General features: G+C 58.0%; 27 protein-coding genes. 8 read left to right on the top strand and 19 right to left on the bottom strand.

The annotated features are described in order from the left end of the window. Window positions 1-4: 4 nt before the first annotated feature. The 3 genes from AC2FF7_RS17840 to AC2FF7_RS17830 are packed head-to-tail and all read left to right on the top strand — an operon-like array spanning window position 5 to window position 2213. Complete coding sequence (locus AC2FF7_RS17840) at window positions 5-433, top strand: ExbD/TolR family protein (protein WP_170356370.1); 429 nt, start codon at window positions 5-7, stop codon at window positions 431-433. Further along, window positions 430-840, top strand: a complete 411-nt coding sequence (locus AC2FF7_RS17835; RefSeq protein ID WP_170755837.1) for an ExbD/TolR family protein — start codon at window positions 430-432, stop codon at window positions 838-840. The genes AC2FF7_RS17840 and AC2FF7_RS17835 overlap by 4 nt, the downstream gene beginning before the upstream one ends. After that, entirely contained in the window at window positions 837-2213 is a 1377-nt protein-coding gene (locus AC2FF7_RS17830; RefSeq protein ID WP_496906069.1) for a DUF4384 domain-containing protein, read from the top strand. The genes AC2FF7_RS17835 and AC2FF7_RS17830 overlap by 4 nt, the downstream gene beginning before the upstream one ends. 81 nt (window positions 2214-2294) lie before the next feature. Here AC2FF7_RS17830 and AC2FF7_RS17825 read toward each other — a convergent pair whose 3' ends face one another. The 9 genes from AC2FF7_RS17825 to AC2FF7_RS17785 form a co-directional block, all read right to left on the bottom strand. After that, complete coding sequence (locus AC2FF7_RS17825; RefSeq protein ID WP_480869907.1) at window positions 2295-2663, bottom strand: nitrile hydratase accessory protein; 369 nt, start codon at window positions 2661-2663, stop codon at window positions 2295-2297. Then, complete coding sequence (gene nthB / locus AC2FF7_RS17820) at window positions 2656-3318, bottom strand: nitrile hydratase subunit beta (RefSeq protein WP_480869836.1); 663 nt, start codon at window positions 3316-3318, stop codon at window positions 2656-2658. The genes AC2FF7_RS17825 and nthB overlap by 8 nt, the downstream gene beginning before the upstream one ends. 9 nt (window positions 3319-3327) lie before the next feature. Continuing rightward, entirely contained in the window at window positions 3328-3915 is a 588-nt protein-coding gene (nthA, locus tag AC2FF7_RS17815) for a nitrile hydratase subunit alpha (protein WP_480869838.1), read from the bottom strand. A gap of 7 nt (window positions 3916-3922) precedes the next feature. Continuing rightward, entirely contained in the window at window positions 3923-4708 is a 786-nt protein-coding gene (locus tag AC2FF7_RS17810; RefSeq protein WP_170755832.1) for an ABC transporter permease, read from the bottom strand. Continuing rightward, complete coding sequence (locus AC2FF7_RS17805; protein WP_480869840.1) at window positions 4705-5544, bottom strand: ABC transporter permease; 840 nt, start codon at window positions 5542-5544, stop codon at window positions 4705-4707. Before AC2FF7_RS17805 ends, AC2FF7_RS17810 begins: the two co-directional genes overlap by 4 nt. A gap of 9 nt (window positions 5545-5553) precedes the next feature. After that, window positions 5554-6612: an ABC transporter ATP-binding protein gene (locus tag AC2FF7_RS17800; protein WP_480869842.1), complete on the bottom strand. Its 1059-nt coding sequence runs from the start codon at window positions 6610-6612 to the stop codon at window positions 5554-5556. Between the two features lie 72 nt (window positions 6613-6684). Continuing rightward, complete coding sequence (locus tag AC2FF7_RS17795; RefSeq protein WP_496906068.1) at window positions 6685-7761, bottom strand: ABC transporter substrate-binding protein; 1077 nt, start codon at window positions 7759-7761, stop codon at window positions 6685-6687. Window positions 7762-7783: 22 nt separating this feature from the next. After that, window positions 7784-8746, bottom strand: a complete 963-nt coding sequence (gene speB / locus AC2FF7_RS17790) for an agmatinase (protein WP_170356360.1) — start codon at window positions 8744-8746, stop codon at window positions 7784-7786. Window positions 8747-8839: 93 nt separating this feature from the next. After that, a complete protein-coding gene (locus tag AC2FF7_RS17785; protein WP_480869845.1) occupies window positions 8840-9880 on the bottom strand; it encodes a LysR family transcriptional regulator in 1041 nt (346 codons plus the stop codon). Here AC2FF7_RS17785 and AC2FF7_RS17780 point away from each other — a divergent pair. Together AC2FF7_RS17780 and AC2FF7_RS17775 are read left to right on the top strand one after the other, a co-directional pair. Continuing rightward, on the top strand, window positions 9879-10661 hold the full coding sequence (locus tag AC2FF7_RS17780) for a carbon-nitrogen hydrolase family protein (protein WP_496906067.1): 783 nt from the start codon (window positions 9879-9881) through the stop codon (window positions 10659-10661). The genes AC2FF7_RS17785 and AC2FF7_RS17780 overlap by 2 nt on opposite strands. A 15-nt stretch (window positions 10662-10676) precedes the next feature. After that, window positions 10677-12383 (top strand): amidohydrolase, encoded by a 1707-nt coding sequence (locus AC2FF7_RS17775; RefSeq protein WP_496906066.1) that lies wholly within the window; start codon window positions 10677-10679, stop codon window positions 12381-12383. On the opposite strand, the gene AC2FF7_RS17770 is transcribed toward AC2FF7_RS17775, so the two are convergent. Genes AC2FF7_RS17770 through AC2FF7_RS17750 form a run of 5 tightly spaced genes read right to left on the bottom strand, consistent with a single transcriptional unit; the run spans window position 12340 to window position 16793 of the window. After that, the gene (locus AC2FF7_RS17770) at window positions 12340-13077 is read right to left on the bottom strand and encodes an MBL fold metallo-hydrolase (RefSeq protein ID WP_480869851.1); all 738 of its coding nucleotides are present in this window, start codon (window positions 13075-13077) and stop codon (window positions 12340-12342) included. The genes AC2FF7_RS17775 and AC2FF7_RS17770 overlap by 44 nt on opposite strands. Next, window positions 13077-14126 carry an ABC transporter ATP-binding protein gene (locus AC2FF7_RS17765; RefSeq protein WP_480869853.1) on the bottom strand — a complete coding sequence of 350 codons (1050 nt, stop codon included), beginning with the start codon at window positions 14124-14126 and terminating at the stop codon, window positions 13077-13079. The genes AC2FF7_RS17770 and AC2FF7_RS17765 overlap by 1 nt, the downstream gene beginning before the upstream one ends. Next, the gene (locus tag AC2FF7_RS17760) at window positions 14123-14896 is read right to left on the bottom strand and encodes an ABC transporter permease (RefSeq protein WP_480869855.1); all 774 of its coding nucleotides are present in this window, start codon (window positions 14894-14896) and stop codon (window positions 14123-14125) included. Before AC2FF7_RS17760 ends, AC2FF7_RS17765 begins: the two co-directional genes overlap by 4 nt. Beyond that, on the bottom strand, window positions 14893-15738 hold the full coding sequence (locus AC2FF7_RS17755) for an ABC transporter permease (protein ID WP_496906065.1): 846 nt from the start codon (window positions 15736-15738) through the stop codon (window positions 14893-14895). The genes AC2FF7_RS17760 and AC2FF7_RS17755 overlap by 4 nt, the downstream gene beginning before the upstream one ends. Window positions 15739-15740: 2 nt before the next feature. Further along, window positions 15741-16793, bottom strand: a complete 1053-nt coding sequence (locus AC2FF7_RS17750) for an extracellular solute-binding protein (RefSeq protein WP_170755822.1) — start codon at window positions 16791-16793, stop codon at window positions 15741-15743. 128 nt (window positions 16794-16921) lie between these two features. Here AC2FF7_RS17750 and AC2FF7_RS17745 point away from each other — a divergent pair, with 128 nt between their 5' ends. Both AC2FF7_RS17745 and AC2FF7_RS17740 read left to right on the top strand, forming a co-directional pair. Then, on the top strand, window positions 16922-17545 hold the full coding sequence (locus AC2FF7_RS17745; RefSeq protein WP_170356351.1) for a TetR/AcrR family transcriptional regulator: 624 nt from the start codon (window positions 16922-16924) through the stop codon (window positions 17543-17545). A 144-nt stretch (window positions 17546-17689) separates the two neighbouring features. Further along, entirely contained in the window at window positions 17690-18022 is a 333-nt protein-coding gene (locus AC2FF7_RS17740; RefSeq protein ID WP_170356350.1) for a YegP family protein, read from the top strand. A 161-nt stretch (window positions 18023-18183) separates the two neighbouring features. On the opposite strand, the gene AC2FF7_RS17735 is transcribed toward AC2FF7_RS17740, so the two are convergent. After that, a complete protein-coding gene (locus AC2FF7_RS17735; protein ID WP_496906089.1) occupies window positions 18184-19599 on the bottom strand; it encodes an RtcB family protein in 1416 nt (471 codons plus the stop codon). A 474-nt stretch (window positions 19600-20073) separates the two neighbouring features. Beyond that, entirely contained in the window at window positions 20074-21630 is a 1557-nt protein-coding gene (locus AC2FF7_RS17730) for a vWA domain-containing protein (protein ID WP_496906064.1), read from the bottom strand. A 173-nt stretch (window positions 21631-21803) separates the two neighbouring features. Between AC2FF7_RS17730 and rtcR the strand changes: the two genes are divergently transcribed. After that, entirely contained in the window at window positions 21804-23372 is a 1569-nt protein-coding gene (rtcR, locus tag AC2FF7_RS17725; RefSeq protein ID WP_496906063.1) for an RNA repair transcriptional activator RtcR, read from the top strand. A 60-nt stretch (window positions 23373-23432) separates the two neighbouring features. Here rtcR and AC2FF7_RS17720 read toward each other — a convergent pair whose 3' ends face one another. From AC2FF7_RS17720 to AC2FF7_RS17710, 3 genes are read right to left on the bottom strand one after another with little or no spacing between them, the layout of a single operon-like run. After that, on the bottom strand, window positions 23433-23852 hold the full coding sequence (locus AC2FF7_RS17720; protein ID WP_170755817.1) for a GlcG/HbpS family heme-binding protein: 420 nt from the start codon (window positions 23850-23852) through the stop codon (window positions 23433-23435). 11 nt (window positions 23853-23863) lie between these two features. Next, a complete protein-coding gene (locus AC2FF7_RS17715) occupies window positions 23864-24316 on the bottom strand; it encodes a MaoC family dehydratase (protein WP_496906062.1) in 453 nt (150 codons plus the stop codon). After that, window positions 24313-25329 (bottom strand): aldo/keto reductase, encoded by a 1017-nt coding sequence (locus AC2FF7_RS17710; protein ID WP_480482261.1) that lies wholly within the window; start codon window positions 25327-25329, stop codon window positions 24313-24315. Before AC2FF7_RS17710 ends, AC2FF7_RS17715 begins: the two co-directional genes overlap by 4 nt. Between the last annotated feature and the right edge of the window lie 19 nt (window positions 25330-25348).

The following is a 25348-nucleotide window of genomic DNA, read 5'->3' as shown; positions in this document are numbered from 1 at the left end:
GTCGATGGACAGCGATCTCAGCCTGAACAGACGCAAGCCAACCCGGCCATTGATCTCGCTGGTGCCGATGATCGACGTCATGTTGATCTTGCTGGTGTTCTTCATGGTTACGTCGACGTATTTGAACCTCGACATGATCCCGGCGCTGGCGCAGCGCGACAGCCCCGCACAAGGGACGACCGGAGAGGGCACAGCTGAAACGTTACTGATCCGCATAGGCACGGACGGAGCCCCGTTTCATCAGGGCCAAGCGGTATCTCATGATGATTTGTCCGACCTATTGACCCGACGCCTAAGCCGAGACCCCGGTCTTCAGGTCATCGTGCTGCCTACCGGAGGGGCCAGGCTACAATCTCTTGTATCGGTAATGGATACAGTCACCCAGGCCGGGACCGTGAACATGCGCGTGGTTCGACTGGAGGCTAGCCCGTGAAAATCACCCGCCCTGCCCCACGCCACCACCCCGAAACGATCATTGCCCTGATCGACGTTGTTTTCTTTTTGCTGGTCTTCTTCATGCTGATCGGACGTATGGATGCCACGGCACCCTTTGACGTGGCTCCGCCCGTCGCGGTGACCGGCGCGGACATGCCCGCAGGCGGCATCACAATCTCGGTGGCAGCAGATGGCATAATCGCATTGGACGGTGAGACCGTAGCGCCGGAAGACATCGAGCGTCGCGTTCAGTCGTTGCTGGTGGCCCAACCAGACATTCTGATCCGCATCAATGCGCATCGCGAAGCAACTTTACGTTCAATCCTGCCCCGTATTGCTCAGTTTGAGGCTATGGGCGCTCGCGATGTGGTGTTGGTAGTAACCCCTCCGGGATCGCCGCAATGATCCGGGGGACCGTCTTATGGGGTATCGGGCTGGTCGTTTCACTCGCCCTGCATGTCGGAGGCGCCATTGCCCTTATCTGGAGCGTGGAGCCCGAACCGGTTGATGAACAGCCGGTTCCCGAAACACAAATGCAGCTGTCGGCCCACCGGGTAAAACAAAGCGAGGCCGTTGAATCTCAACCAGACTCAGAAACCGCTCAAACCGAGGACGCCTCGGGCGCGCAGCTGGGCCAAAGCACGATCCGACAGTCAACAGCGACTGCAGCTCAGCTTCCTCAGCAGCTGGTTGCAGTGACTATTCCGGACACCGATGCTTTGTCGGCGTCTGAGGCAAAGCTCGAACCCGCGCAGTTCGTTTCCGCCACATCTCAGCCACTGCAAGCGACAACATTACCCGCTTCGCAGTTGGTCTCTGCCGCGGTACAGGCCAATCCGGTCTCATTGAAGCAACCGCTGGCGCAAGCCGTGCCTCTGGCGCAACCCACTGCGGACGTCTCACAATCCGTGCAACTCCAACCCGTCGTCCTGACACAAACGGTTCCCGACATCCCGCAAACTGCAGCATCCGAGGTGTTTTCCACCTCTGGCGACGGACCGATAGACCCGGTCTCATTGGCCGCGATCCAGAGCTTTATGCAGCCGGAAGATGCCGGAAAATCGGCCGAGAACCTGCGCGACGGGATCGATGGACTTTTGGCGCAAGTCCCCTGCGCACGGCTGCAGGTTCAGTTTCAGCCAGACACAAACACTTTGCAGCTTATTGGACATATCCCCGAGGATGGATTGCGTAACCCGGTTCTGGCCGCTCTTCAGACGCAGATGGGTTCCAACATCCAGGTCGAGGACAAGTTGCGCATCCTGCCGCGCCCGCAATGCGGCGCACTCAGCGGAATAGCCTATATTGGCTTGCCACAATCAACGGACCAGATCACCAATCCACTATTGATTGGGGAAGACGTTCACGCGCGTGCGTTTCGCTATGTGAACGGTCAACAACTGGTTCTTGATTTGACCGGAGCAGACTACGACGCATACGTCTATGTCGACTACTTTGATGCCCAAGGGCAAGTCATCCATTTGCGACCGAATGCATCGACCCCGATGCAGCCGACACTTGCAAAGTCCGCATTGCGCGTGGGCGCGGCCGCGCCGGGTGATCCCGGCCTTATCATCACGATAGGTCCACCCTACGGACAGGAAATCGCCGTCGCCTTTGCTGCGTCAGATCCGCTATACCAAGAGGATCGCCCACTAATCGAACCGGCCGATGCTTACCTTAAGTTCCTCAAATCTCGCGTCGCCGAAGCTCGGGACGTGAACCCCGACTTCAAAGGAGAGTGGGTCTATTTCTTTATCACCACAGCCGAGCGTTAGAGACGCACCAAATCCGTGATCTAAGCAGAAGGACCTGCTGCCTTCACCCCGATGCTAATCCCGAACGCTGGACCTCAGGATCTACGCAGACTGTGCCGCTCTGATCTTGGCAACTGTTTGCTGAATATCCAAAATTTTGTTTTCCAATTCCGGGGCATTCAGAGAACCCTCACTGGCCAAGGTATCTTCTACAGCGCGCAGCCAGCAATCAAAATAAGCCGTTTCCACCGCCCGTGCCGTACCTGCTCGGTTGCGCCTTTCCGTTTCTGTGATCAGGGCCGCAAGGCAGGATTGAAACGTCGTCCAAGGGAAATGCCCTTGTTGGACCATGGCCACGACAAGAGCGAATATCCGAGTCTGCCATGGAGCAAGGAACAAAGGGCCGTTTTCATCCAGCCCGGGGATCGAGCGACGGACGTTTTGCAACGCCACGTCATGGGCATCACACATCGTCAAGATAACTCTCCCAAAGATCAAGACAGACGCAACCATTGGCGTCTGCAGCACTGCCCCACAAATCCTTGGACGAAAATTCGACCGTATAGCAATGCTGAGGATCAGGGCCTTGCCCGCTTGCCATCGAGTCGGCGAACTGAAACACCCCCATATCGGCGATGACCTTCCCGACGTGGTTGCGTACATAACGAGGCACCCGCGTGTGACCAACGGGACTGTTGGCCCGAACGCGCACCGACTGACCGACGGCAAAGCGTGGCGTGGCAGTGGTTGGGGGAAATGTCATCTCGGCCCCTGCCTTGGTGGCCGCCAGTATGTCAGCCGGACCGACCGCCGGATGATCACCCTGCGGGATATCGAACCGTTTCAAACCCGATGCGACTTCCTGTGGGTCAACCAGGCCCGCAGCTTGTACCAGCGCCGTCGCGGCCACGCTCCATTTTTCAAAGTAATCCAACCGCAGGTAATCCGCGGGGGCAATCCGTTCGATTGCCGCGCGGTGTTCATCGGCGCAGAAAGGCACGGACCAAGCCAAAGCCTCGGTCAGGGCAAAAGCGCGCTTTTGCCAATTGTGTTCAAAGGCCCGATCCTGATCGCAGGGAACCGGGCCAAACCCGTGCATCCCGCCCATATCATGAATGCCATCCATACCCTGCCCCTAGACCAAAGCCGTGCCGATCATGCCGTTGCGGGTGACACGATCAGCCAGTTCTGCAGCGGAAAGCCCCTCGGTCCCGTCGGGGCGGCGTGGCAGAACCAGATAGCGGATCTCGGCCGTGCTGTCCCAAACCTTGATCTGCACCTCTTCAGGCAGGCTGACACCAAATTCCGCCAAAACCGAGCGGGGTTCACGCACCACACTCGACCGGTAGGCGGGGCTTTTGTACCATGTGGGCGGCAGGCCCAAAACCGGCCATGGATAGCAGGAACACAAGGTGCAAACGATGACGTTGTGAACCGCGTCCGTGTTTTCGACCACCCGGATATGTTCGCCCTGGAACCCGCTGAACCCCATCGCATTGATCGCCGCGGACCCGTCGCGCAGTAGCCAGTCTTTGTATTCCGGATCCGTCCACGCACGCGCCACCACAGCCGCGCCGTTGCGCGGGCCGGTTTCGCGCTCATAATATTCAACGATACTGTCCAGCGTTTCGGGTTTGACCAACCCCTTGGCCACCATCAGCTCCTCCAGCGCGCGCACGCGCAGGGCGGGGCCTTCTTCCAGAGGATCGTGATCATGGGGCATGGCTCGGTTACTCCATCGCGCCGAGAATACGAGCGAGGTTCGAGAACCGCGCGATCAGGGCGAAAATCACGATATTTATCACCATGAAGATCACCGCAATCGACGCAATAACCGGCGTGTAGCCATAGCGCAGGGCGTTGAAAATCTTGATCGGCAGTGTCTCGACCGAGAAGCCCACGGTCATAAGCGCGATGATGTATTCATTCAGGCTGAGGACAAAGCAGAACGCAAACCCCGCAAAGGCAAAGGGGGCGGCAATCGGCAGGATCACCGTGCGGAAGACAACGGCGTTTGAGGCGCCCATGGTCTGGCTGGCCTCGATCAGCGCGTGATCGACGCTTTCCAACCCCAGAGAGATCGTCACCAAAGGCAGGGCCAGCAGGAAAACCGCATGGGCAATGATGACGTTGATCATCAGCCCGTTCAGCCCAATCCCGGTGAAGAACAACAGGAAGGCCAGCGCCATGATGACGGGCGGCAGGATAAACGGTGCTACCCCAAGCGCCAGCAGCGCCTTGGCATAGCGCAGTCCATAGCGCCACGCGAAATAGGCCACCGGCATCGCGATCAGAACCGAAAGGCTGGCCGAGGCGAAGGCGATGAACAAAGAGTTTTTCAGCGCAGTAAACCAATCATTCGCCACAAAAACCTCGGCATACCAGCGGAAGGAAAAGCCGCGCGGCGGGAAGGCTAGGAACTTTTTGGCGTTGAACGAAACGGCCGCAATCACAAGGATCGGCCCGATCAGATACAGCGCGAACAGCGCCAGATAGATACTGCGCAGCGCCCTCATGTCTTTTTCCCCGAGAATTTCGTGACCAGCCAGATCACCGTCGCGCTGAGAACCAGCAACACCACCGCCAGCGCTGAGGCAAAGGGCATATTGAAATTGAATATCGCCTGATCCGTAATCAGCACTGACAGCGTCCAGTGTTCGGGCTTACCCAGAACCTGCGGCACAATGATGGCCCCTAGCGTCAGCACGAAAACCGTCACCCCGCCCGAGATGATCGCAGGCCGCGTAACGGGAATGATCACCGTGAAAAACGTCCGCAAAGGCGAAGCCCCAAGCGTGCGCGATGCCTCGATCAAGCTTTTGTCCAACCGGCTTAGCGCGGGAAACAGCAGCAAGACCGAAAACGGCACGGTCAAATAGACCAGCGCGGCGACCACAGCGCCTGCCGAGGGGGTCATGGCAAAGCTTTTCTCAATCACCCCGATCCAGACAAGTATGTTGGCCACGCCTGCGGTGCGGGACAAAAGGATTTGCCAGCTGAAGGCGATCAGCACTTCGGACAGGGACAGCTGCGCCAGAATGTAGATCAACCAAAAGGTCTGCGAGCGCGGAGGGAAAGTGGTCAGGAAATAGGTGAAGGGATACGCGATCAGCAGGCTCAGCACTGCGATCAGCGCGCACAGACCTGCTGAGAACAACGCCCGCTCGATATAGAACCAGGTCAGAAATCGTTCAAAATGCTGGAGGTCAAAGCTGGTGGCATAACCTCCGTCATCGGTAGGCGTGGACACACTGGTCAGCAGGATCAGGACGAAGGGGATCACAAAAAACGCCCCGATCATCACCGAGGACGGGATCAGCCCGATATAGCGGGAAAGCGCGCTTGTCTGCATTTCGCCCTCCTATACCGCCAACACGCTGCAGGCCGTAGCAGGCATTTCAACATGGACCTGATCACCCACTTTCACATTGGGCCAGTCCTTTGGTGTCAGGACCGAGATCACCTCGTGCCCGGCGCAATCCACCAAAATCTCGATCGTGGCGCCGATATCGCGCACGAATGTCACCGTACCGGTGACTGAGTTGGCCACATCCACGTCCGAGGGATGATGCACGAACACCTCTTCGGGGCGGGTCATCAGCAGAACGTCATCGCCCTTGGTGAAGGTTCCAGTGTTGCCGTCCACCGTCAGATCAACCCCGTTCACATGTACACGGTCAGGCCCTGACATCTTGGCAGGCAGCAGGTTGCTGGTGCCGATGAAACCGGCCACGAATTTGTCGACCGGGGTCTTGTAAATCTCCATCGGGGTGCCGGTCTGCAGCACCTGCGCCTTTCCCATGACCACGATCTGATCGGCCATCGTCATCGCTTCGGTCTGGTCATGAGTGACGACGACAGTGGTGATCCCAAGCTCTTGTTGCAGCTTGCGCAGCTCGATCTGCATGACCTCGCGCAGATTGGCATCCAGCGCTGACATCGGCTCATCCAACAAAAACACATGTGGGTTCAGCGCAAGGGCCCGTGCGATGGCGACGCGCTGACGTTGACCGCCCGACAGCTGCGAGATTTTGCGGCCCTCAAGCCCCGGCAGGTGCACCATGTCCAGTAACTGCCGCGCGCGATCCTCGCATTCTGATCGGGAATGGCCCCGAATGCGCATCGCATAGCTGATGTTTTCGCCAACATTCAGATGCGGAAACAGCGCAAAGGACTGAAACACCATGCCGATATTACGCTGATGCACAGGCACGCCGGTCAGGTCCTGATCCTCGAAACGGATCGTGCCTTGCGTGGGTTCGTCCAGCCCGGCGATCATCCGCAGCAGCGTGGTCTTGCCACAGCCAGACGGACCCAGAAAACAGATCATCTCGCCGGTATTGAACTGAAGGTTCACATCTTTAACGGCCGTCACAGTGCCGAATTTCTTGGTGACGTTTTCGATGCTTAAACCTGGCATAAGGGTCTTTTCTTTCAACAAGGGAAGCGGCCCGCCCCACCTGCGCGGGACGGGCCAGTGTCGTGAGTGGTGTTAGCCCGCGATCATCTGGTTCCAGGTGTCGGAAATCCAGTTGGCATGCTCTTTGTAGACATCATACCGCGGAACGATTGGAGCCTCGGGGCTGCTCACCGCGGCGAGTTCTTCGGCGGTCAGATCGGTCAGGCTCGGGTCGATCACAGGAGCGGTGCCGACATTGCGCGACAACAACGCCTGCGTTTCGGGCGCAGCGATGAAGTCGATAAATGCGTGGATCTCATCCAACGGTTTGGCGTGTTCAGGCACGATCCAATAGCCCGAGTCCACGATCCCACCCTCTTTCGGGAAAGTCGAGACAACCGGGAAGCCTTCGGCAGCGGCCAGACCGGCCACGTCGTGATAGTACTGGCCCATCGGAATCTCACCGTCCTGCAGCGCTTGCTGGAACGCGCCTTCGTCCTTGTACCAAAGCCGCACATTGGGCACTACTTCGGACAGCTTTTCGAACACTTGTTGGATGCCATCTTTGGTATCAAGTATGTCCGTTCCACCAAAGAAAGTCGTCGCCGTTACCTCAAGCATGTACGAGTTCGAGGCCAGACCCAGAAGACCGATCTGATCTTTGTATGTCTCATCCCATAGCGCGGCCCAGCTGTCAGGAGCCTGCGGGATTTCGTCCGAATTGGTGCACAGCGTGATATACCAAGACACCGCGCCAACACCGAACAGGTTTCCGTCGTCATATCTGTCCTGGAACGTGTCGGTCATGTTGGCAAGGTTCGGGATTTTGGTGTCGTCCAGCGCCTTGAACACTTTCTGATCCGCCCCTTGACTGCGCGGAATACCCGCCATCAGCGACACATCTGCCGGGGCGGTTTTGGCGCGGGCAGCGTTCTTGATCTGCACCAGCCATGTCTCACCGGTAGGAACGGCGACCGAGTTCACTTCGATCCCGGTGGCCTTGGTGAATTCGGGGAAGATGAACTGCTTGAAGCTGTCTTCAAAGAACCCACCATAGGTTCCAACCTTGAGCGGCTGCGCCGCCTGAACGATGGCTGGCGCGGCTAGTGTGGCAGCCCCGGTTGCAGCAGCAGTGCCTAGAAATCGGCGGCGTGAAAGGGTGGTTGGCATTGTGATCTCCTGTTGGTTTTGTTCAGTTGGCCCGGTTTTTGGGCAGGACGCAAAGCATTTCATAGGCCAGATTGGCCCCGATCAGCGCAGTGCAGCCGCTAACATCATATTGCGGCGAGACCTCGACCAGATCTGTGCCGACAAGGTTCAGCCCTGCACAACCGCGCACGATTTCGAGCGCCTGAATATTGGTCAGCCCGCCCATTTCGACCGTCCCGGTTCCGGGCGCGTAGGCCGGGTCCAGACTGTCGATATCAAAGGTCAGGTAGGTCGGCACATCCCCGATCCGCGCGCGAATGTCCTGCATCAGGGGGGTCAGGGATTTGTGCCAGCACTCCTCGGCCTGAATGACAGTAAAGCCTTGATTGCGGCCCCAGTCAAAATCATCGGGCGCGTAACCCGTCCCCCGCAGGCCGATCTGGAACACCTTGTCATTCTGCAACAGCCCATCTTCGACCGCACGGCGGAACGGAGTGCCATGGGCGATCTTTTCGCCAAACATCTCGTCATTCGTGTCCGAATGCGCATCCACATGGATCAAGGCCACCGGACCGTGTTTGCGGGCAATCGCGCGCAGCACCGGATAGGTCAGCGTGTGATCTCCGCCCAGTGTGATCGGAACCACATCGTGGCTGAGTATCTCATCATAAGCCTCGGTGATGATGTCCATGGTTTTCTTAAGATCAAACGTGTTGATCGCCACATCGCCAATATCGGCCACCTGCATCTTGGCAAATGGTGCCGCGCCCGTGGCCATGTTGAAGGGCCGCAACATGCAGCTTTCGGCGCGGATCGCACGTGGCCCGTGACGCGTTCCCGTCCGGTTCGAGGTGCCGATATCCATCGGAATGCCCACGAAACAGGCGTCCAGTCCGGCGGCGGTTTCCTGCGCGGGCAGTCGCATCATTGTCGTGCCGCCTCCGAAACGGGGCATGTCATTGCCGCCCAGGGGTTGGTTGTAACGCGGCGCGGTCGTGTCTGGCATTATGGTTCCTGCAGCTGAGGTCATACGAAAGTCCTGCTGACCCTAATTGGCTCGGTTGGGCCAAAAAATAGCGATGCGCAAACCCTTACATTGTCATTTAGCAATGTATTCCCCCTCATACATTTGCTGAAGGGTCTGGATGAACAGTCCATTTACCTTAGGTACCGCTCCGGACCGTGTGACGATCTGCATAGGGCAAGAATAATCACGGCTGCTGTTGGGCAAGCGCCGCAACCGCCCCTGCTTTTCCCAACCCGAGGCCAGATGCAGCGGCAACAACCCGATATATGCCCCACTGAGGATCAGGATCAGCTGCGCTTCGATTTCTTGCGCAAAAAGGTCTCGGTCCGAGGAATGCTGGGTCTTTTGCCTTTGCTGGTTCCAATACCCGCGGTGGACCCAAGCCTGCTGGGCAATGGCATCATCACCAAGGGCGTGTTCCGGAACCCCAAACAACGGATGAGTGTCCGAACAATAGAGTGCGTGATGTTCGCGATACAGGTCGGTCAGGTTTAAGCCATTGCTTACATTGTCAAAACTACCAAATCCGATATGGTAGGTACCGTCCAGTACACCTTGCTGAATATCTTGCGGTTCGGAAATCACAAGGTCGATACGCACGGCCGGAGCAGCCTCGGTGAACTGTTTGATCGCCTGCGGCAGCTTGAATGCCTCATCGGTTGTGGTGGCGTCCACAACGGCCAGTTTTAGACGTCCAACCAGATTGCCCTTTAACTCGGCCAGATGGGTCGAATGCTGATCCAGCGAGTCCATTAGTGCCAGACCGATCTGATGCACCATCCGCCCTTTTTCAGTCAGCAGAAACCCGCGCCGCCCGCGCTGGCACAGACGCACGCCCAGACGTTCTTCAAGCGCCGTTATGTGGTTCGAGATCGTGGGCTGGCTGAGGCCCAGCTCGACCTGCGCCGCCGAGAAGCCCCGGTTCCGAACAACACTGTCGAAAACGGTCAAAAGATGAATGTCTGAACCCGTGATTTTCATCCTTGCATTGAGCCAGAGAAATGTATCGTTTTGCAACGCACTATTTGCAAAATCGGGCGCGCTGAATACGGTCGCGACCGCGGGCGCTGAAAATTTGATCGAACTGCGCCGGAACATAGGGACGTGTGCCATGAAGATCGCCGCATTTCAGATGCAAGCTGGAGGCAGCACCGAGGATCGGTTAGCCCAAATCGAACAGGCCCTGCACGATTCGGATGCCGATTTGCTGGTTGCGCCCGAACTGGCCATCACCGGATACGGGCGAGGTGCAGTTCTGCGCGATCTGGCGCAACCGAAAGATGGGCCATGGGTTCAACAGTTGACGCAGGCGGTGCGTGACAGCGGCATCAGCCTTGTCGCGGGTTTCCCCGAGGCCGATGGCGACGCCCGCTATATCAGCGCCTTGATCATCAACCGTGATGACCCTGATAGTCCGCTGATCTATCGCAAGAACTGTCTGTATGGCCCCTATGAAAAAGGTATCTTCCAGACGCCCGAGCGGTCCTTGGTGATGACCACAATGGCCGGTCTGACCCTTGGTTTTCTGATCTGCTACGATATCGAATTTCCTGAAAACGTGCGTCGGTTGGCGCATGCCGGGGCGCAGGTGATCATTGTGCCAACAGCGATGGCCGAAGGCCCAGCCGGAGCGTTCATTGCGAAACAGGTTGTGCCGGTGCGCGCCTTTGAAAATCAGGTCTTTGTCGTCTACGCCAACCACGCAGGCTCTGACGAAAGCTATGCCTATCAGGGTATGTCCTCGATCGTGGCCCCGGACGGTCAGCAGTTGGGTTTTGCGGGGGAAGGCGGACAGGTGATCTCGGCTTCGATTGATCCAGATGCCTATGCCCAATCGCGCGACGAGAACCCCTATTTGTCAGACACCGTGACACTGAACCTAGCCCACCCCTAGTTGAAAGCCGCACGCATGACCTCTTCGCTTGCAATCGTGAATGCCGATCTGCGCACGATGGAGCCCGGTGGCCCTCGGCAGCAGGCGATATTCGTGTCGGGGGATCGGGTCGCAGCGGTTGGATCAACGGAAGAGATCAAGGCATTATGTACCGTCGACACTCGGGTCCTCGACGCCGAGGGCGCAACGGTTCTGCCGGGCTTTGTCGAAAGCCATATGCATCTGTTTTTCGGCGCCTATTCCCTGAAGGTATTGCGGCTTGAGGCGATCACGGGCACTGCAGCCCTGACCCGCGCCATTCGGGAGTTTGCCGCACAAAACCCAGATGACAGCCTGCTTGTGGCACAGGGTCTGGCCTACGCGAGTTTTGACGGTCGCCAAAATCCGGACCGGCATATTCTTGACGCGATATGCCCCGATCGCCCGCTGTTGCTGCAAAGCGCTGATTTTCACAACGGCTGGGCAAATACCGCGGCGCTACAGGCTGCAGATGTGTTGCGGGGGCGCGATCTGGGACCGGGTTCGCATATTGAATTGGACCCGGACGGGATCGCCACTGGCACGCTGATTGAGCCTCCGGCCGTTGCCACGATACAGGCGCTTGGCCGCCATGGTGGGCGCGAGGTTCTGGGGCTGGAGGGGATCGAACCGGCCCAAGAAGTGACGCAAGCTCAGCGCGAGGCCGACAAGGTATTGATGCGCGAAGGGCTGCAATACTGCGCCCAGCACGGTATCACGACAATCATCAATATGGACGGCAACCTGTACCAGGCCAGTCTTCTGCAAGAAATCGAAGCCGAAGGCGATCTGTGTTGCCGGCTTGAGCTACCCTATCACTTCACGCCCGGCGAACCCGTCGAAAACATCGAGATTGCCGAGCAGATGCGGCGTAAGCTGAACAGCCCGATGCTGTGGTGCAACCGGGTCAAATTTTTCATGGACGGCACACTGGATGCGCACACCGGATACCGGGTGCGGGATTACCCCGATACACCTGGCCACAAAAGCGCGCCGCTGCATGACCCGGCCCGATTTGCCGATCTGGCGGTGGAACTGGACAAGCGCGGGTTCCAGATCGCGGTTCATGCCATTGGGGATGGGGCCGTGCGCGCGGTGTTGGATGGTTATGAGGCCGCCCGCTCTGCCAACGGCCCACAGGGTAATCGGCACCGGGTGGAACATATCGAGTTGCTCGACCCTGCAGACCGGCACCGCTTTGCCGCGCTTGATGTGGTCGCCTCGTTCATGCCGCCGCATCCGCCGGGATGCGGGGATTTCCCGTTAGAGCCTCTGGCTTCGATCATCGGCAGGGACCAATGGCCTGACGCCTATGTGTGGCGGACGCTCAAAGAGGCGGGTGCGCGTGTCTGTTTCTCAAGCGATTGGCCGATTGCCGCCCTGCCACCTTTGACCGGGATCGACATCACCTTGACCCGGCAGGTCTGGGACGCCGATCAAAAGGACGAGCGACTGAGTTTTGAAGATACCCTAGCCGCCTATACCAGCGAAGGGGCCTATGCCTGCCGCCGCGATGATCAGTTCGGGCGCCTGGCCCCGGGCATGCTAGCCGATATCGTAGTTCTGGACCGGGTGCTGACGGATAACAACGCAGGCGACACCGCCGTTGAGGCTACGATCTGCAACGGGGTCGTGACCTACATGGCGAAAACTGAAAGCCTTACGCCGTCGACGCGTTCTTTCCATCCAACCACGCGCGAATGATTGCGCGGTGGCGATCCCGGTCATAGCTGGGGAAGTGACCCCCATGCACGGTTTCCACCGGCAAATCATACAAGCGCACCATCGAGCGGTAATAGTCCTGGGCATTGCTGTGATAGGTATCTTCGATCAACTCGCCATCATAGACAATATCGCCCGAGAACAAGATGCCCGTTGCAGCCTCCCACAAGGCAATTCCACCCGGCGAATGACCCGGCGTGTGGATCACCTCGAAATGCCTGTCCCCAAGATCGACGATATCGCCATCGTCCAACAGTCGCGTCGCCTGCGCACCGCTGACCGCATATGTGTCGGATCGGTAGGGCAATGGCGGCAGGCAGTCGAAAATCTCGTCCGTCACGTAGGGGTCGGCCAGCGTCGCCACGCGCGTCGGGTTGGCCAGAATATCGGCCTCGGCCCTGTGAACCGCGCGGTCCTCGAACTCATGATGACAGCCGATATGGTCGAAATGGGTGTGGCTTGCGACCGCCGTCAACGCACGTTCGGTCACCAGAGGCACCCATGTCCGCAGCGACACAACGCCCATGCCGCTGTCGACCAGCATATCGCGGTCGCGCCCACGCACATGCCACATGTTGCAGCGATAGAAAGGCGTGATGAAAGGCTCATCGATCAGGGTAATGTCTTCACCTTTGCGGGTGGTGCGGTACCAATCCTGCGGTTGCGCGCGCTGCATCAGGGGGTCTCCGGTTCGAACAGGCGAAAATTCTCGACATCTGCGGACAACGATACCACATCGCCCTGCGCCCAAGGGCGGTCAGGGGCCAGATAGGCCGTCAGGCTCAGGTCCGGGGCACAGGCCGGTGAAAGATGCGCCCGGCAATAGGTTCCGAAAAACGCCGCCGCAGTCACCGTGGCCATCCCCATCGGGAATGATCCTTGATCGTCGGCGCGGATATCCTCGGGGCGCAGGCAGATTGCGGCTTTGGTCGAGGCCGGGGCGTTCAGGGTTGGCAAAAGTCCAAACGGTGTTTCTAAACCCGCCCCGGATTTCACACCTGAAATGTGGTTATTTTCGCCCATGAAATCCGCCGTGAACAGGGTTGCCGGATAGCGGTAGACCCGGTCCGGGGTACCGTGATCTTCGATCCGGCCACGGCTCATGACCACGATCCGGTCGGCAATCGCCATGGCTTCCTCCTGATCATGAGTGACGTGGACAAAGGTTGTACCGATCTGTTGCTGAATGCTTTTCAACTCGTCCTGCATGGATCGCCGCAGCTTGAGGTCCAGCGCGCCCAACGGTTCGTCAAGCAGCAGAACGTCCGGGTTGACGGCCAGCGCCCGCGCTAGGGCGACGCGCTGTCGCTGCCCACCGGACAGGGCATGAGGACGTTTGAGCGCTGCATCCTTCAGGCCAACCAGATCCAGCATCTGTTCGGCGCGTGCGTGGCGGTCTTTCCGACCCATACCGCTCATACGCAGGCCAAAGCCAACATTGTCGCGCAAGGACATGTGCGGAAACAGGGCATAATCCTGAAACACCGTGGTCGTGGGACGTTTGACCGGTGCTACACGGGTCATGTCCTGACCGCCGATCAGCACGCGGCCCTGGGTAGGCTCAAGAAACCCCCCTAGGATCGACAAAAGAGTGGTCTTGCCGCAGCCGGACGGGCCCAGCAGAGTCACGTATTCACCGGCCTCGATCTGCAGGTCGATCCCGGACAGCGCCTGAAACTGACCAAACCAGTGATTGAGACCCGAAAACGTGACAGACGCGGTCATTGGCGGCCTTTCCGAAAGATGGTGAGTTCCAGCAGCAGCACAACCGCAACTGAAATCAAGAAGACAAAGCTGCCGATTGCGTTCAGTTGCGGCGACAGGCCCGACCTGAGCAGCGACCAGATTTCAACCGGCAAGGTGACGTCAAAGCGGGTCAGCAGGAAGGAGATAATAAACTCATCCCAGCTGAGCGTGACCGACAAGAAAAAGGCCGCCGCAATCGAGGGCAGCAACATCGGTACTGTCACCAACGCGATCACCTTGGGCTCGGACGCGCCCAGATCACGGGCGGCGCGTTCGGCGTTTTGCTGTTGTGCTCCCATCGAGGCATAGATGATGGCAAAGGCCAGCGGCAAGTTGATGACCACATGCCCGATGGCTGCGGTCCAAAGCGAAACGCCAAAGCCCGAGCGCGTAAGAACGATCAGCAGGCCCAGCCCAACGATCAGGTAGCTGACCGTCAGGGGGGCGATCAGCAGTCCTCGGATCAGGGCCGATCCTGGCAGAACGTGCCGTGCAAGCCCGTATGCCGCCAGAAATCCCAGCGCCACGGCAACCGCAGACGACCCGAACGCGACAAGGATCGAATTGCGCAGCGCTGCCATCAAATCCTCGTCCCCAAGAATGGTCTGATACCATTGCAGGGACGGCCCGTTGAACGGTGGCACAGGCAGCGATCCTTCCTGAAACGAGAACAGGACCAGCACGCCCACCGGAAGGTAGATAAATACAAACGCAGCGATCAGGTAGGCCCAGGGCAGAAAGCGCATCATAACCGGTCAAGCCTTAACCAGCGGGCAGACAGAAGATAGGCCAGCGCAACGATGCTCATCAAGACGATGGCCAGCGCCGAGGCCAACGGAAAATCCGCGCGCCGTCCCAGTTGCACCATGATAACCTGCGGCACGGTCAATTCGGTATTGCCGCCCAGAATCTGCGGCGTGACGTAGTCGCCGATACATAGGACAAACGTTAGGAATGCTCCGGTGACGATACCGGGCAGAGTCAACGGCAAGATCACGTGTCGGAAGGTTTGAAACGCGTTAGCGCCTAGGTCCATTGCCGCCCGGCGATAGTTCGGGGACAGCTGGATCAGGTTGGCATAGATCGTCAGAGTCAGAAGCATCACAAAGAAATGCACAAAGCCAGTCACCGTAGCAAAGCGCGTATTGGCCAGCGTGATCGGCTCGGCGATGGCTCCGATCCACATCAGGGTCTCGTTCACCACGCCCTCACGCGCCAGAACCAGCAACCATGCATAGGAGCGCACCACATAGGAGGTCCAGAACGGCAGGATTGCCAGCAGCAGGGCAAGACGCTGCCAGCGCGGTGACACACGAAAGGCAATGATCCAGGCCAGCGGATATGTCAGCACGACCGAGATCACCGTCACCGTCAGAGTGATTTCCAGCGAAACCAGGATCGCCCGCCATAGATATTTCTTTTCAAGCAGCTTGGCGTAGTTGGCCAGTGACAGATCCCAAACAAGCGTTCGCCCTTCAAGCGAAGCAAGGCTCATCGCGCCCATCACAACGAAAGGCACGATGAAAAAGGCGATGGTCCACAGCAGGGCCGGGGTTACAAAGCCCCAGCCGCGGACCTGGTCCTTGGACATGTTCACTGCTGCAGAGTTTCCAGCCACAGATCCTGCATTTCGATGTCCAGATCTGCATCCGGTGCAGGGTACAGCTGTGTCAACGCCAGATAGTCAGGCTGTTGATCCCAGCGCAGGATGTCTTTTTGTACGTCGGTCAGAACGTCTCCGGCCTTGGCATTTGCGGGCATTCCCCAAAAGCACGAAGACGTCGCCAGACGGGCCTGCCCTTCGGGGCTGGTGATGTACTTGATGAACTCAACCGCCAGATCGGGGTTACTGGCCCCCTCGACCACGCCGATGGATTGCGCCCAGCGAACCGCGCCCTCCTTGGGGATGGTCCATGTCAGTTCCGGCTGTTCCGAGGCGAGCACGGCCGTCAGCCACTCACCCCCACCCACAACGATATCTACTTCGCCTGTCGCCAGTGCCGTTTGCGCCGCAACCACCCCCGCGACCGAGGCAGCTCGGCTTCGCATGGTTGAAAGGACACCATCGATCTTTGCTAAATCTCCCGCGCCAATTGCGTCCGTTGCAATGCCCTCGGCAATGGCGGCCAGCCCCATCACGGGCAGGTAGTAGTCATAGATCGAAATCCGCCCGTCGTATTTCTCGGACCAGACAGTGCTCAGGCTTTCCATATCTGCGGGATCGACCTTGGCCGAGTTGTACGAGATCGTGTTGTAGCCAAATTTCTCGGTCACGGCATAGGTCACGCCGTCAACTGTGTTGTTTTCGGCCATGACAACTTCGGGGAAGTAATCCGCAGTCGAGACCGCGCCCTCGGGCAGCGGGGCCAGGACACCGGCCTCTACTGCGCGGAAAACATCGATCCCGTCGACCACAAGCACGTCCCAGTCGCCGGGCCTGGATTGCTCCAGCAGCGCAAGTGCCGCGCCCGTTCCCTCGTATTCCCGTAGATTGACCTTGACGTTGTGCTTCGCCTCAAACGGAGCGATCAGTTCGGGATCGGTATGGTCGCACCACACCAGAGCATTCAGTTCGCCTTCGGCCCAGGCCGTACCAGCCATCAGGGCCAGCGCCGACGCACCAAGGATTTTACGTCCAATTTGCATTCGTTTCATCTCCTGTTGATTTCGGTTTGCCCTGTTTTTTTCCGGGTCTGTCACAAAAAACTTGAACAGCCTCACCTTTGTAGTCAACTCTAAACTTAGATTTATGCCAAACGAGGTCGTTTTTCCAAATGGCAGGATTAAGAGAGCGGCAAAAGGCGGCGCGCGAGCGGCGCATCTTGGAAGCTGCGTCTGCGAAATTCCGGTCACACGGGTATCGGTCCGTGAAAATCGAAGATCTGGCTGAGATGGCCGAGGTCTCGGTCGGCACTGTTTACAACTACTATGAAACCAAAGGGGACATCCTGATCGCCACGGTCGCCATGGAGGTCGAAGAGGTCATCACAGCGGGCGCGCCGATCCTGGCGAATCCGCCTTTACGCGTGGAGGACGCGATCCTGGGTCTGATTTACCAGTATTACGACCACTCCCTCGAATATCTCTCGAAAGAGATGTGGCGTACGGCGATCGCGCACTCAATCGAGCACCCCAATACGCCAAGCGGTCGGCGCTATGCCGAGCAGGATCGCCGCCTCGCGGCACAAGTGACCGAGTTGATCGCCGCTCTGCAAGACCGGGGCCAAGTGCGCCAAAGCCTTGTTGCGTCGGACTTGGGTGCGCTGATCTTCAATGCCCTGAATCAGGCTTTCGTCGAGTTCGTCAAGAATGACGATATGACACTCGCGCAACTCAGAGATCAGATCGCGGCGCAAATCCTACCAATCGCTCATTTGATTGCGGTAAATTCAGATTAGACGGGCAATGCAATCCTGGCTCGCTTTTGATGAAGCTCGGCTCTGGTCACGTGCAAACCCAGAATATCCTGAAAACTCTTGTTGCCGGGTTCCAAACGTAGCAACATCACAGGCAAGTATTGCAATCGTATTGAGGGATATCACATGGCTGGCAAATTTGAGATTTACAAAGACAAGGCTGGAGAGTTCAGGTTTCGGCTGAAAGCCGGAAACGGTGAGATCATTCTGGCCAGCGAAGGCTATGTCCAGAAAGCAAGCGCTGAGAACGGTATTTCATCCGTCAAGACAAACGCACCAAGCGACGAAAGATTCGAACGCAAGGAAACCAAATCCGGTGGCCATATGTTCAATCTGAAAGCCAGCAATGGTCAGGTAATCGGTACAAGCGAAAGCTACACAACCACCTCTGCACGCGACAACGGTATCGAGTCCGTTAAACGAAATGCACCTGACGCACGGGTTGAGGATTTAACCTAAATCAACTGCGATCCGCAGACGTCGGCCGGGCTGGTTATTACCCCAACCAGCTAGCGAATTCCGTGCATAGATGACTAGAGCTTTCGGGAACGCCCGAGCAGGATACAAATGAGGGCTTCATCAAAATCCCGACCAACGCGTACAAATGACAAAGGCCGCAGCTACCTGCGGCCTTTCTTCTTGTTCTTCCAGAACGGCGGCACATCACCGGCCATGATGCAGCCGTAGGGGTCGATATAGTCCTCGATCTCGGCCAAATCATAGGACTTGATCTGCGCCACAACGCTGTCCGCGCTTTTATAGCTGGACGGCAGTTCCGAGGCATCCACACCGCCGGCATGGAAGCGAATATCCAGACCTTCGGTTTCCGCCTTCAACATCTCATCCGGCGTGACGGACCCCATCCGGCGCTTATGTTCGGAACGCGAGAAATTCCGCCCCGCCCCATGTGGGCTGAAGCCCAGACCGTGACCTGCATCCTTGCCGCGCACGACCAGCACCGGCTCGGACATGTTCAGCGGGATCAGGGTCAGCCCGGTCGCATCGGCGGCATAGTCACCCCACGCTGGGGTTGCGCCCTTGCCGTGATAGAACAGATCGCCCCGTTTGAAGACGAAGTTGTGTTCGTTCCAGTACCGGTCCCCGACATCGCCCACACGCGCGGCCTCAACCGTCGCTTGATGGATCGCGTTGTGGTTGGCTTTGGTCCATTTGCGGATCAGTTGCAGGGCATCCCAATAATCGCGCCCTTCCTGCGTGTCAGCCGGAATCCAGGCGTTTTGCTTGGGCGTACCCGGCGACAGCTCCTTGCGGAAACGATGCGCGACGGCCATGCCGTTCTTATACAGAACTGCCCCCGGCCCGCGCGAGCCGTGATGGGTCACAATCGCCGTCCGCCCGGTTTTGCGCGACCGGCCGACAAACAGGAAATGGTTCCCGTCGCCTTGCGTCCCCATATGCTCCTGCGCTATGCGCAGCGATTTCGGGTTGTCCAGAAACGGATTTTCACGGAACGCATCCAGCAGTTTCAGCGAGGTTGTGAAGCGCTTGCCCTGCGGCCGACCGCCCGGTCCGAAATGGGTCACTGACTGCGCCGCATCCAGCACGGCCTTTGGGTCAGCATTCCCCAGATCGGTGATCATGACCGAGCAGCAAATGTCGGCCGAATGCATCCCCGGGTGGATCGCATTGCGCGCCGCCGCGACGCCGCCAACCGGGATCGTGCCGATCGGACCGGCCGGACAGGCATCGGGCATAATCGCCCCGGCCTCAATCGTCGGGGTCCGCATCAGCGCGGTCATCGTTTCGCGGACTTTGTCGACATTGTCTTCCTCATCCGGGTCACTGGCGTCGATATTCTCGTGAAACTGCACCTCACCGGGCGCGCGCAGATCCATTGTTGGCGGGGTCGGAGGGATCTCGCCCTCCAGCTCCTGCCGGATGCGCACCAGACCGAAGCCTTCGGCCCGCATCTCATTCGCGCGCGCCAGCAGGGCGGGGAATTGCTTGCCCGGGCGATGTCCCCAGTCTTTCAGGTGTTCGCCCGTTACGGGATCAAATGTGTTTTCCATCATCATATTCACTCAAATTCAGGCCCCGGCGACAAGTGGGGAAGAAACAGTTCGGGAGGCCCGCCCCGCATCTGAATGGGCAGATGCGTTTGCCGTCTGGGCGCCGGCACGGAGGGGAGTTGAACCCGCTCGACCTGTCCCTGTTGAGCCATGTAGTTCCTTCGGCATTCGCCGGGGGTGTCCTTTCGTTTTGGGTCTCGACGACAAGAGTTTGGTGAAACGCCCTGCTCTACCCGACTGAGCTACCGTCCGTCCCCCGTGGGGCTCGGACGAGCGGGATTCGAACCCGCGACCTGGAGAGTCGAAATCTGTAGTTCCACCGGCATTCGCCGAGATACGTCCTTTTGCTCGGGTCAGACAGACAAGGGGTGGTGAGACAGCGCCCGCAACGGGCGCGGATCAGTAACAGCGATGTAGTCCCACCGGCATTCTGCCTGATGTTGTTCTGATGGCCGGGGCGGCGCACCGCCCGAGCCTTGTTTATACGTCGATCTTTTCGATCTCAGCGACCCAATGATCCGGGCCAGCTTGACCGCTGGCAAAAGCCGCGATCTGGTCAAACACCGCATCCGAGAACCCGCCGAAATTCAACACATCGGCACGCGTCTGCGCTTGAGTGGTCCCGTATGGAGCGATGTCGATGCAGACCAGCTTGGCCTTCGGGTTGCGACGCTTGATCACCTCCCATTCCTTCAACATCGCTGTGCCTTGTCCACCGTTCCGGGCATCCACCCAGGATTGGTTATCGGACACGAACACCACCAGATCCGGTGCGCTACCGCGCTTATTCAGCCAGACCAGCGGCGCGGAACAGTTCGTCCCACCTCCGGCCAGTGCGGCCAGACGCTCGGCATTGGTCAGGATCGTGTCGCGCGGCTCCAGACGCTCATCACGCACGTCGAAATCGAACGGCAACACCTGACACCCGCGGTTCACCCGTTGGAAGGACGCCGCCACCAGCGCCGCCACATCCACATGCCGCACAACCGAGGTTGCCCCCGGACGATACCCAGTCACGGACCACGTCATCGATCCCGACACGTCCGGGCACACAACCACCTGCCCCGCAACCTGCGGCACATTCTGCGCGGCGATCTCCATCGCGTCATGCAGCGCGTCCACGATCGGGCGCGGCATATCCGGCACCACGTTTTGCGCGGCCACCATCAACTGGTACGGAAAGGCCCGTGCCTTGGCGATGGCTTTTGGGTCGCGCAGCAAAGCAGCCACGTGATCCACGTTGCGGGACACGTCGAAAACGCCGTGACGCTGGAATGTGTTCAGGTTCTGACGCACCATCTGCCACGAGCCCTTGCGCGCAATCCGCGCCCATTGGACCTGTGTCAGTTCCAGTTGCGTCAGCATCTGGAACGGCACGTCCGGCACTGGACCTTTGCCGGTTTCCCGAAACGCGATCCAATCCCTCAGGGCCTGCGGCAGCCGTGCCAGATTGCACGGCCGCCCGACGATCCAGGCAAACAGCGCCTCCCGCTCGGCTGATGCCGGTTTCGGGTGCACCATCTTGATCACGTCCGCCAAAGACGGGTCATTCCCGATATTGGCATTCAGCAGCGCCCGGTCAGACGCTGTGTTCAACCAGGTCTGCACCATCGCTTTCGGTGCCGACCCCAGAGACTTACGCCCCGTTTGACCCGACCGGATAACTTGCACGAACGTGCGCAGCATCTTGCCGTTATCGACCACACGAGCGAAAGCTGCCCGAAACAGAACCGGATCACGCCGGGCCAGAACAGCCAGCAAGACAGCGGGCATGTCCTTCATATATCCCGATTGACGGGCATAGATCGCAGCTTGCGCCAGGTACTTTGCCTCAACGGTTTCAGCCACATCCAGAACGTATTCCAGTTCTTCTTGCGGCGACTGATAAAACATGCCCCCGAAAGTCCCGGTCACGGCGACCTGTGCCAGAGCATGGGCCTCGGAATACGCATAAGCCGGAGCGCCATGAGCGTTCACTGCAATTGCCTTTGGCAGCAACCGGCCCTTCAACGATGCAAACACGGATTTGTTCGCCATTTCCTTATCCTCATTGGTTTGTGAGGATGTTTTGGCACGGAACGGCTCGCGACAAGAAAAGAAACTAAAAACGTGGTATCTTGTTGTTTTTAATTGATATTCCTGACTATTGATGAAATTCGCAACCAGAGATACGATAAAACAGGATAGTAAGATATAAATTTAGATAGACCATGAAAAACGTTGTCATTGGATTCCTAGGAACGCAGCTGGACATGGGCAAGAAGCGGCGCTGGAAACCGACGCCCAGCTTGACCATCCATGACCACTTCAACGTCGATCGGCTTGAATTGCTGCACGACCACAAGTTCAATCGCCTCGCCCATCAGGTAAAACGCGAGATCGAAGAGCTGTCACCCCAAACCGAAGTTCTGTTGCATCGTATGGACCTGGCTGATCCTTGGGATTTTCAGGAGGTCTACGGCAAGCTTTTCGACTTTGCCCGCGCCTATGGGTTCGACGAAGATCGCGAGCAGTATCACGTCCATCTGACCACCGGCACCCACGTGGCACAAATCTGTTGGTTTTTGCTTTCTGAAAGTCGCCACATCCCCGCGCGACTGATCCAGACCGGGCCACCCGGACCGGATGACGCCATTCCTAAGTTCGACATCATTGACCTTGACCTCAGCAGGTACAACGCCCTGCAGCAGCGCTTCGACCAATTGTCCCGCGAGTACAGCGACCAATTGAAGGGCGGAATTGAAACGCGCAATCCGCGATATAACGCACTGATTGACCGGATAGAGCTGATCGCCAGCAACTCGAACGAACCCATCCTGTTGCTAGGAGAAACAGGTACTGGAAAGACAGAATTGGCCCAGCGAATTTACAACCTCAAATTGGATCGGCGGCGGGTCAAGGGCCGGATGGTTCACGTCAATTGCGCCACATTGAATGGCCCCGATGCAATGGCAACACTGTTTGGGCAGCGGCGCAGTTTTACGGGTCAGGCAGGAACAGAACGCAGCGGGCTATTGCGTGAATCGGATGGGGGTGTACTGTTTCTGGATGAGATTGACGAACTCGGATGGAACGAACAATCCATCCTGTTGCATGCAATTGAAACGGGGCGGTTCTATCCCTTGGGCTCGGACCACGAGGTGTCCACCCGGTTTCAGATCATAGCAGGTGCAAGTCGAGATCTGCGAGTTTTATCCGCCGAAGGCGCTTTTCGCTCTGACCTGCTCGCCCGTCTGAATATGTGGAGCTTCACGTTGCCTGCGCTGCGCGACCGCCGCGAAGATGTCGAGGCCAATCTTGCTTTCGAACTGGGGCGGGCTGAACGGTCAATGGGTACTCAGGTCGGCTTCAATGTCGACGCACGCGACGCTTTCGTCCGGTTCGCCACCAACCCCGCGACTCCGTGGCCGGGAAACTTCCGCGATTTTAGCAGTTCAGTGAAACGGTTGTGCACCCTAGCGCCCAGAGGGCGCATAACGCGTTCCATGGTGACCGAGGAAATCCGGACCCTACAATCTGACTGGCGCGCCTCGGCGCAGGATGCCGAGTTTGCATTGGTCAGAGATCTTTTGGGGCCGGCGGTCAACGATATCGATCCGTTCGATCTGGCCCAACTGGCCAAGGTAATTCAAACATGCCGCAATTCGCCTAGCCTCAGCGCGGCAGGTCGCACACTATTTGCCGTATCCCGTCAAAAGAGGACAACCCAAAACGACGCAGATCGTTTACGCAAATACCTTCAAAAGTTCGGTTTGGAATGGGACGCATTATCGGCGTGAAAGACAGACGTGCCCGTGACTCTTTTGTTCGTGAATGTCCTGCCTGCAAACACTGCCGAATTATAGCCCAATAGACGCCAAGCCTGCCGTGGCGCATTTAACATCGTCAGGTCCGGCCGCCCCCGACACACCGATTGCACCTATCAACTCGCCATCTTCGCGGATCGGCAAGCCACCGTCCCAAGCACATAGACCCGGACGGTTGACCATGCCAAGGTTCAATTCGGCGCTGGACAGCATCCGCTTGGCGAATTCGGTTGTGGGTTTCCCCAACACAGCTGTTCGGGCCTTATCCATTGCGAAAGCCATAACGGCTGCGGGGGTTTTGTCCATGCGGCCCGCCGCGATCATATCCCCGTTCAGGTCGACCACGATCGCAGCGACATTCCACCCATTTTCATCGGCAAACGCCAAGGCCGTTTGGACAGCCTTATTTGCCGCCATCTGAGAAATTACGTGCCTAGGGATCGAAACAACCATATCGCCTCCACCTACAGGTCAAAAATCAGATCATTGGTGCCCGATTGCACTATTTGATCGTGTTGATTGAACACATTGAACTGAAACGTGACGATGCCACGGCTTTGCGATGACGTCAGGCGTTTCGCGGTTACAGTCAACTCGGCTCTGATCTCATCTCCGGCAAAGACAGGCTGTTCAAAACGCCAGTTCCACCCAAGCGACGCCAGACCTGCCGGCTTCGCATCCGATTGAAACTTGAGCCCATCGACAACCGACAGCACCAACAGCCCATGAGCAACGCGGGCCTTATACCCCAGCCCGCGCGCCAGGTCGTCGTCGATGTGCAAGGCGTATTTGTCTCCGGTCAGGTCAGCAAAGGACGATATCAAGTCCGTCGTGATCGTCGCAGAACCGGTTTTCATCACGTCGCCGACCTTTAGGTCGTTATACTCGTATTGCCCCGCTGAAAGCCGTTTGGTCATTGCGGAACGGGCGCGTCCTCGCGCAACAACCCTTTGGCTTTCAGATCCGCCCAGAAGGCAGCCGGAATGTCGTGGCTGAACCAGTTGAGATTCTGGTCCAGTTGTTCGACCGTCCGGGTGCCTGCCATAAAGGTGGGAACTGCCGGGTGCGCTACAACAAATTGCAATGCAGCGGCGGGCAATGGCACGTCGTAGTCTGCACAGACCGCCTCGATCTTACGAACTTTTTCCATAATCTCGGCCGGGGCTGGAGCGTAGTTATATTTGGCCCCGTCTTTGGCGCCCGTTGCCAGAATGCCCGAGTTGAAACCACCGCCTACAACCACGGCCGCACCCCGTTCTTCACACAAAGGCAAGAACTTATCCAATGCATCCTGTTCTAGCAGCGTGTAGCGCCCGGCCAACAGAAAACAGTCAAAGTCTCGCTGCTCGAGTGCGGCGTGGCAGACCTCCCATTCATTCACCCCAACGCCAATGGCTTTGACGACACCCTGATCGCGCAAAGATTCCAGTGCTTTCCAAGCCCCATCCATCGCCTGTCTGAACACTTCAGGCTGTTCGTCGCCGCGGGTAAAAACGTCGATATCGTGGATGAAGCAAATATCCATCCGCTCCAGCGCCATGCGCTGCAGGCTGTCCTCGAAGGATCGCATAACACCGTCATAAGTATAATCGAAATGCATCGTGAATGGGGCCGCATTGGTCCACGGTTCAAAATTGATATCACTGCGTTTGGCCGGTTTCAGTACGCGGCCAACTTTAGATGACAACACATAATCGTCCCGGTTCTTCCAGCGCAGGCTTTGGCCTGTTCGCAATTCCGAAAGCCCGTGGCCATACATCGGCGCGGTGTCGAAATACCGAACGCCTTTGTCCCACGAATGCTGGATCATCGCATCCGAAGTCTCTTCGTCGATCTCACGAAAAATGTTCCCGATGGGCGCGGTACCAAAGCCAAATGCGGTAACCTCCAGATCGACGCGGCCAAATTTGTTTTTTGTGTTCGGATTCATGCAAGCCTCCCTAAAGCAA

Source organism: Ruegeria sp. YTSC325, from assembly GCF_059609525.1.
The sequence above is the reverse complement of the archived record's forward strand: the minus strand, read 5'-3'. Positions and strand labels throughout refer to the sequence as shown.

Coding starts and splice junctions, on each gene's coding strand:
- nthA (WP_480869838.1), bottom strand. CDS start 3,915: ATGCCCCATGATCACGATCCTCTGGAAGAAGGCCCCGCCCTGCGCGTG.
- AC2FF7_RS17710 (WP_480482261.1), bottom strand. CDS start 25,329: ATGAATCCGAACACAAAAAACAAATTTGGCCGCGTCGATCTGGAGGTT.
- AC2FF7_RS17735 (WP_496906089.1), bottom strand. CDS start 19,599: ATGATGATGGAAAACACATTTGATCCCGTAACGGGCGAACACCTGAAA.
- AC2FF7_RS17785 (WP_480869845.1), bottom strand. CDS start 9,880: ATGGCACACGTCCCTATGTTCCGGCGCAGTTCGATCAAATTTTCAGCG.
- AC2FF7_RS17795 (WP_496906068.1), bottom strand. CDS start 7,761: ATGCCAACCACCCTTTCACGCCGCCGATTTCTAGGCACTGCTGCTGCA.
- AC2FF7_RS17730 (WP_496906064.1), bottom strand. CDS start 21,630: ATGGCGAACAAATCCGTGTTTGCATCGTTGAAGGGCCGGTTGCTGCCA.
- AC2FF7_RS17720 (WP_170755817.1), bottom strand. CDS start 23,852: ATGGTTGTTTCGATCCCTAGGCACGTAATTTCTCAGATGGCGGCAAAT.
- AC2FF7_RS17755 (WP_496906065.1), bottom strand. CDS start 15,738: ATGTCCAAGGACCAGGTCCGCGGCTGGGGCTTTGTAACCCCGGCCCTG.
- AC2FF7_RS17765 (WP_480869853.1), bottom strand. CDS start 14,126: ATGACCGCGTCTGTCACGTTTTCGGGTCTCAATCACTGGTTTGGTCAG.
- AC2FF7_RS17780 (WP_496906067.1), top strand. CDS start 9,879: ATGAAGATCGCCGCATTTCAGATGCAAGCTGGAGGCAGCACCGAGGAT.
- AC2FF7_RS17745 (WP_170356351.1), top strand. CDS start 16,922: ATGGCAGGATTAAGAGAGCGGCAAAAGGCGGCGCGCGAGCGGCGCATC.
- AC2FF7_RS17805 (WP_480869840.1), bottom strand. CDS start 5,544: ATGCAGACAAGCGCGCTTTCCCGCTATATCGGGCTGATCCCGTCCTCG.
- nthB (WP_480869836.1), bottom strand. CDS start 3,318: ATGGATGGCATTCATGATATGGGCGGGATGCACGGGTTTGGCCCGGTT.
- AC2FF7_RS17750 (WP_170755822.1), bottom strand. CDS start 16,793: ATGCAAATTGGACGTAAAATCCTTGGTGCGTCGGCGCTGGCCCTGATG.
- AC2FF7_RS17830 (WP_496906069.1), top strand. CDS start 837: ATGATCCGGGGGACCGTCTTATGGGGTATCGGGCTGGTCGTTTCACTC.
- rtcR (WP_496906063.1), top strand. CDS start 21,804: ATGAAAAACGTTGTCATTGGATTCCTAGGAACGCAGCTGGACATGGGC.
- AC2FF7_RS17715 (WP_496906062.1), bottom strand. CDS start 24,316: ATGACCAAACGGCTTTCAGCGGGGCAATACGAGTATAACGACCTAAAG.
- AC2FF7_RS17760 (WP_480869855.1), bottom strand. CDS start 14,896: ATGATGCGCTTTCTGCCCTGGGCCTACCTGATCGCTGCGTTTGTATTT.
- speB (WP_170356360.1), bottom strand. CDS start 8,746: ATGCCAGACACGACCGCGCCGCGTTACAACCAACCCCTGGGCGGCAAT.
- AC2FF7_RS17770 (WP_480869851.1), bottom strand. CDS start 13,077: ATGCAGCGCGCGCAACCGCAGGATTGGTACCGCACCACCCGCAAAGGT.
- AC2FF7_RS17840 (WP_170356370.1), top strand. CDS start 5: ATGGACAGCGATCTCAGCCTGAACAGACGCAAGCCAACCCGGCCATTG.
- AC2FF7_RS17800 (WP_480869842.1), bottom strand. CDS start 6,612: ATGCCAGGTTTAAGCATCGAAAACGTCACCAAGAAATTCGGCACTGTG.
- AC2FF7_RS17825 (WP_480869907.1), bottom strand. CDS start 2,663: ATGTGTGATGCCCATGACGTGGCGTTGCAAAACGTCCGTCGCTCGATC.
- AC2FF7_RS17775 (WP_496906066.1), top strand. CDS start 10,677: ATGACCTCTTCGCTTGCAATCGTGAATGCCGATCTGCGCACGATGGAG.
- AC2FF7_RS17740 (WP_170356350.1), top strand. CDS start 17,690: ATGGCTGGCAAATTTGAGATTTACAAAGACAAGGCTGGAGAGTTCAGG.
- AC2FF7_RS17810 (WP_170755832.1), bottom strand. CDS start 4,708: ATGAGGGCGCTGCGCAGTATCTATCTGGCGCTGTTCGCGCTGTATCTG.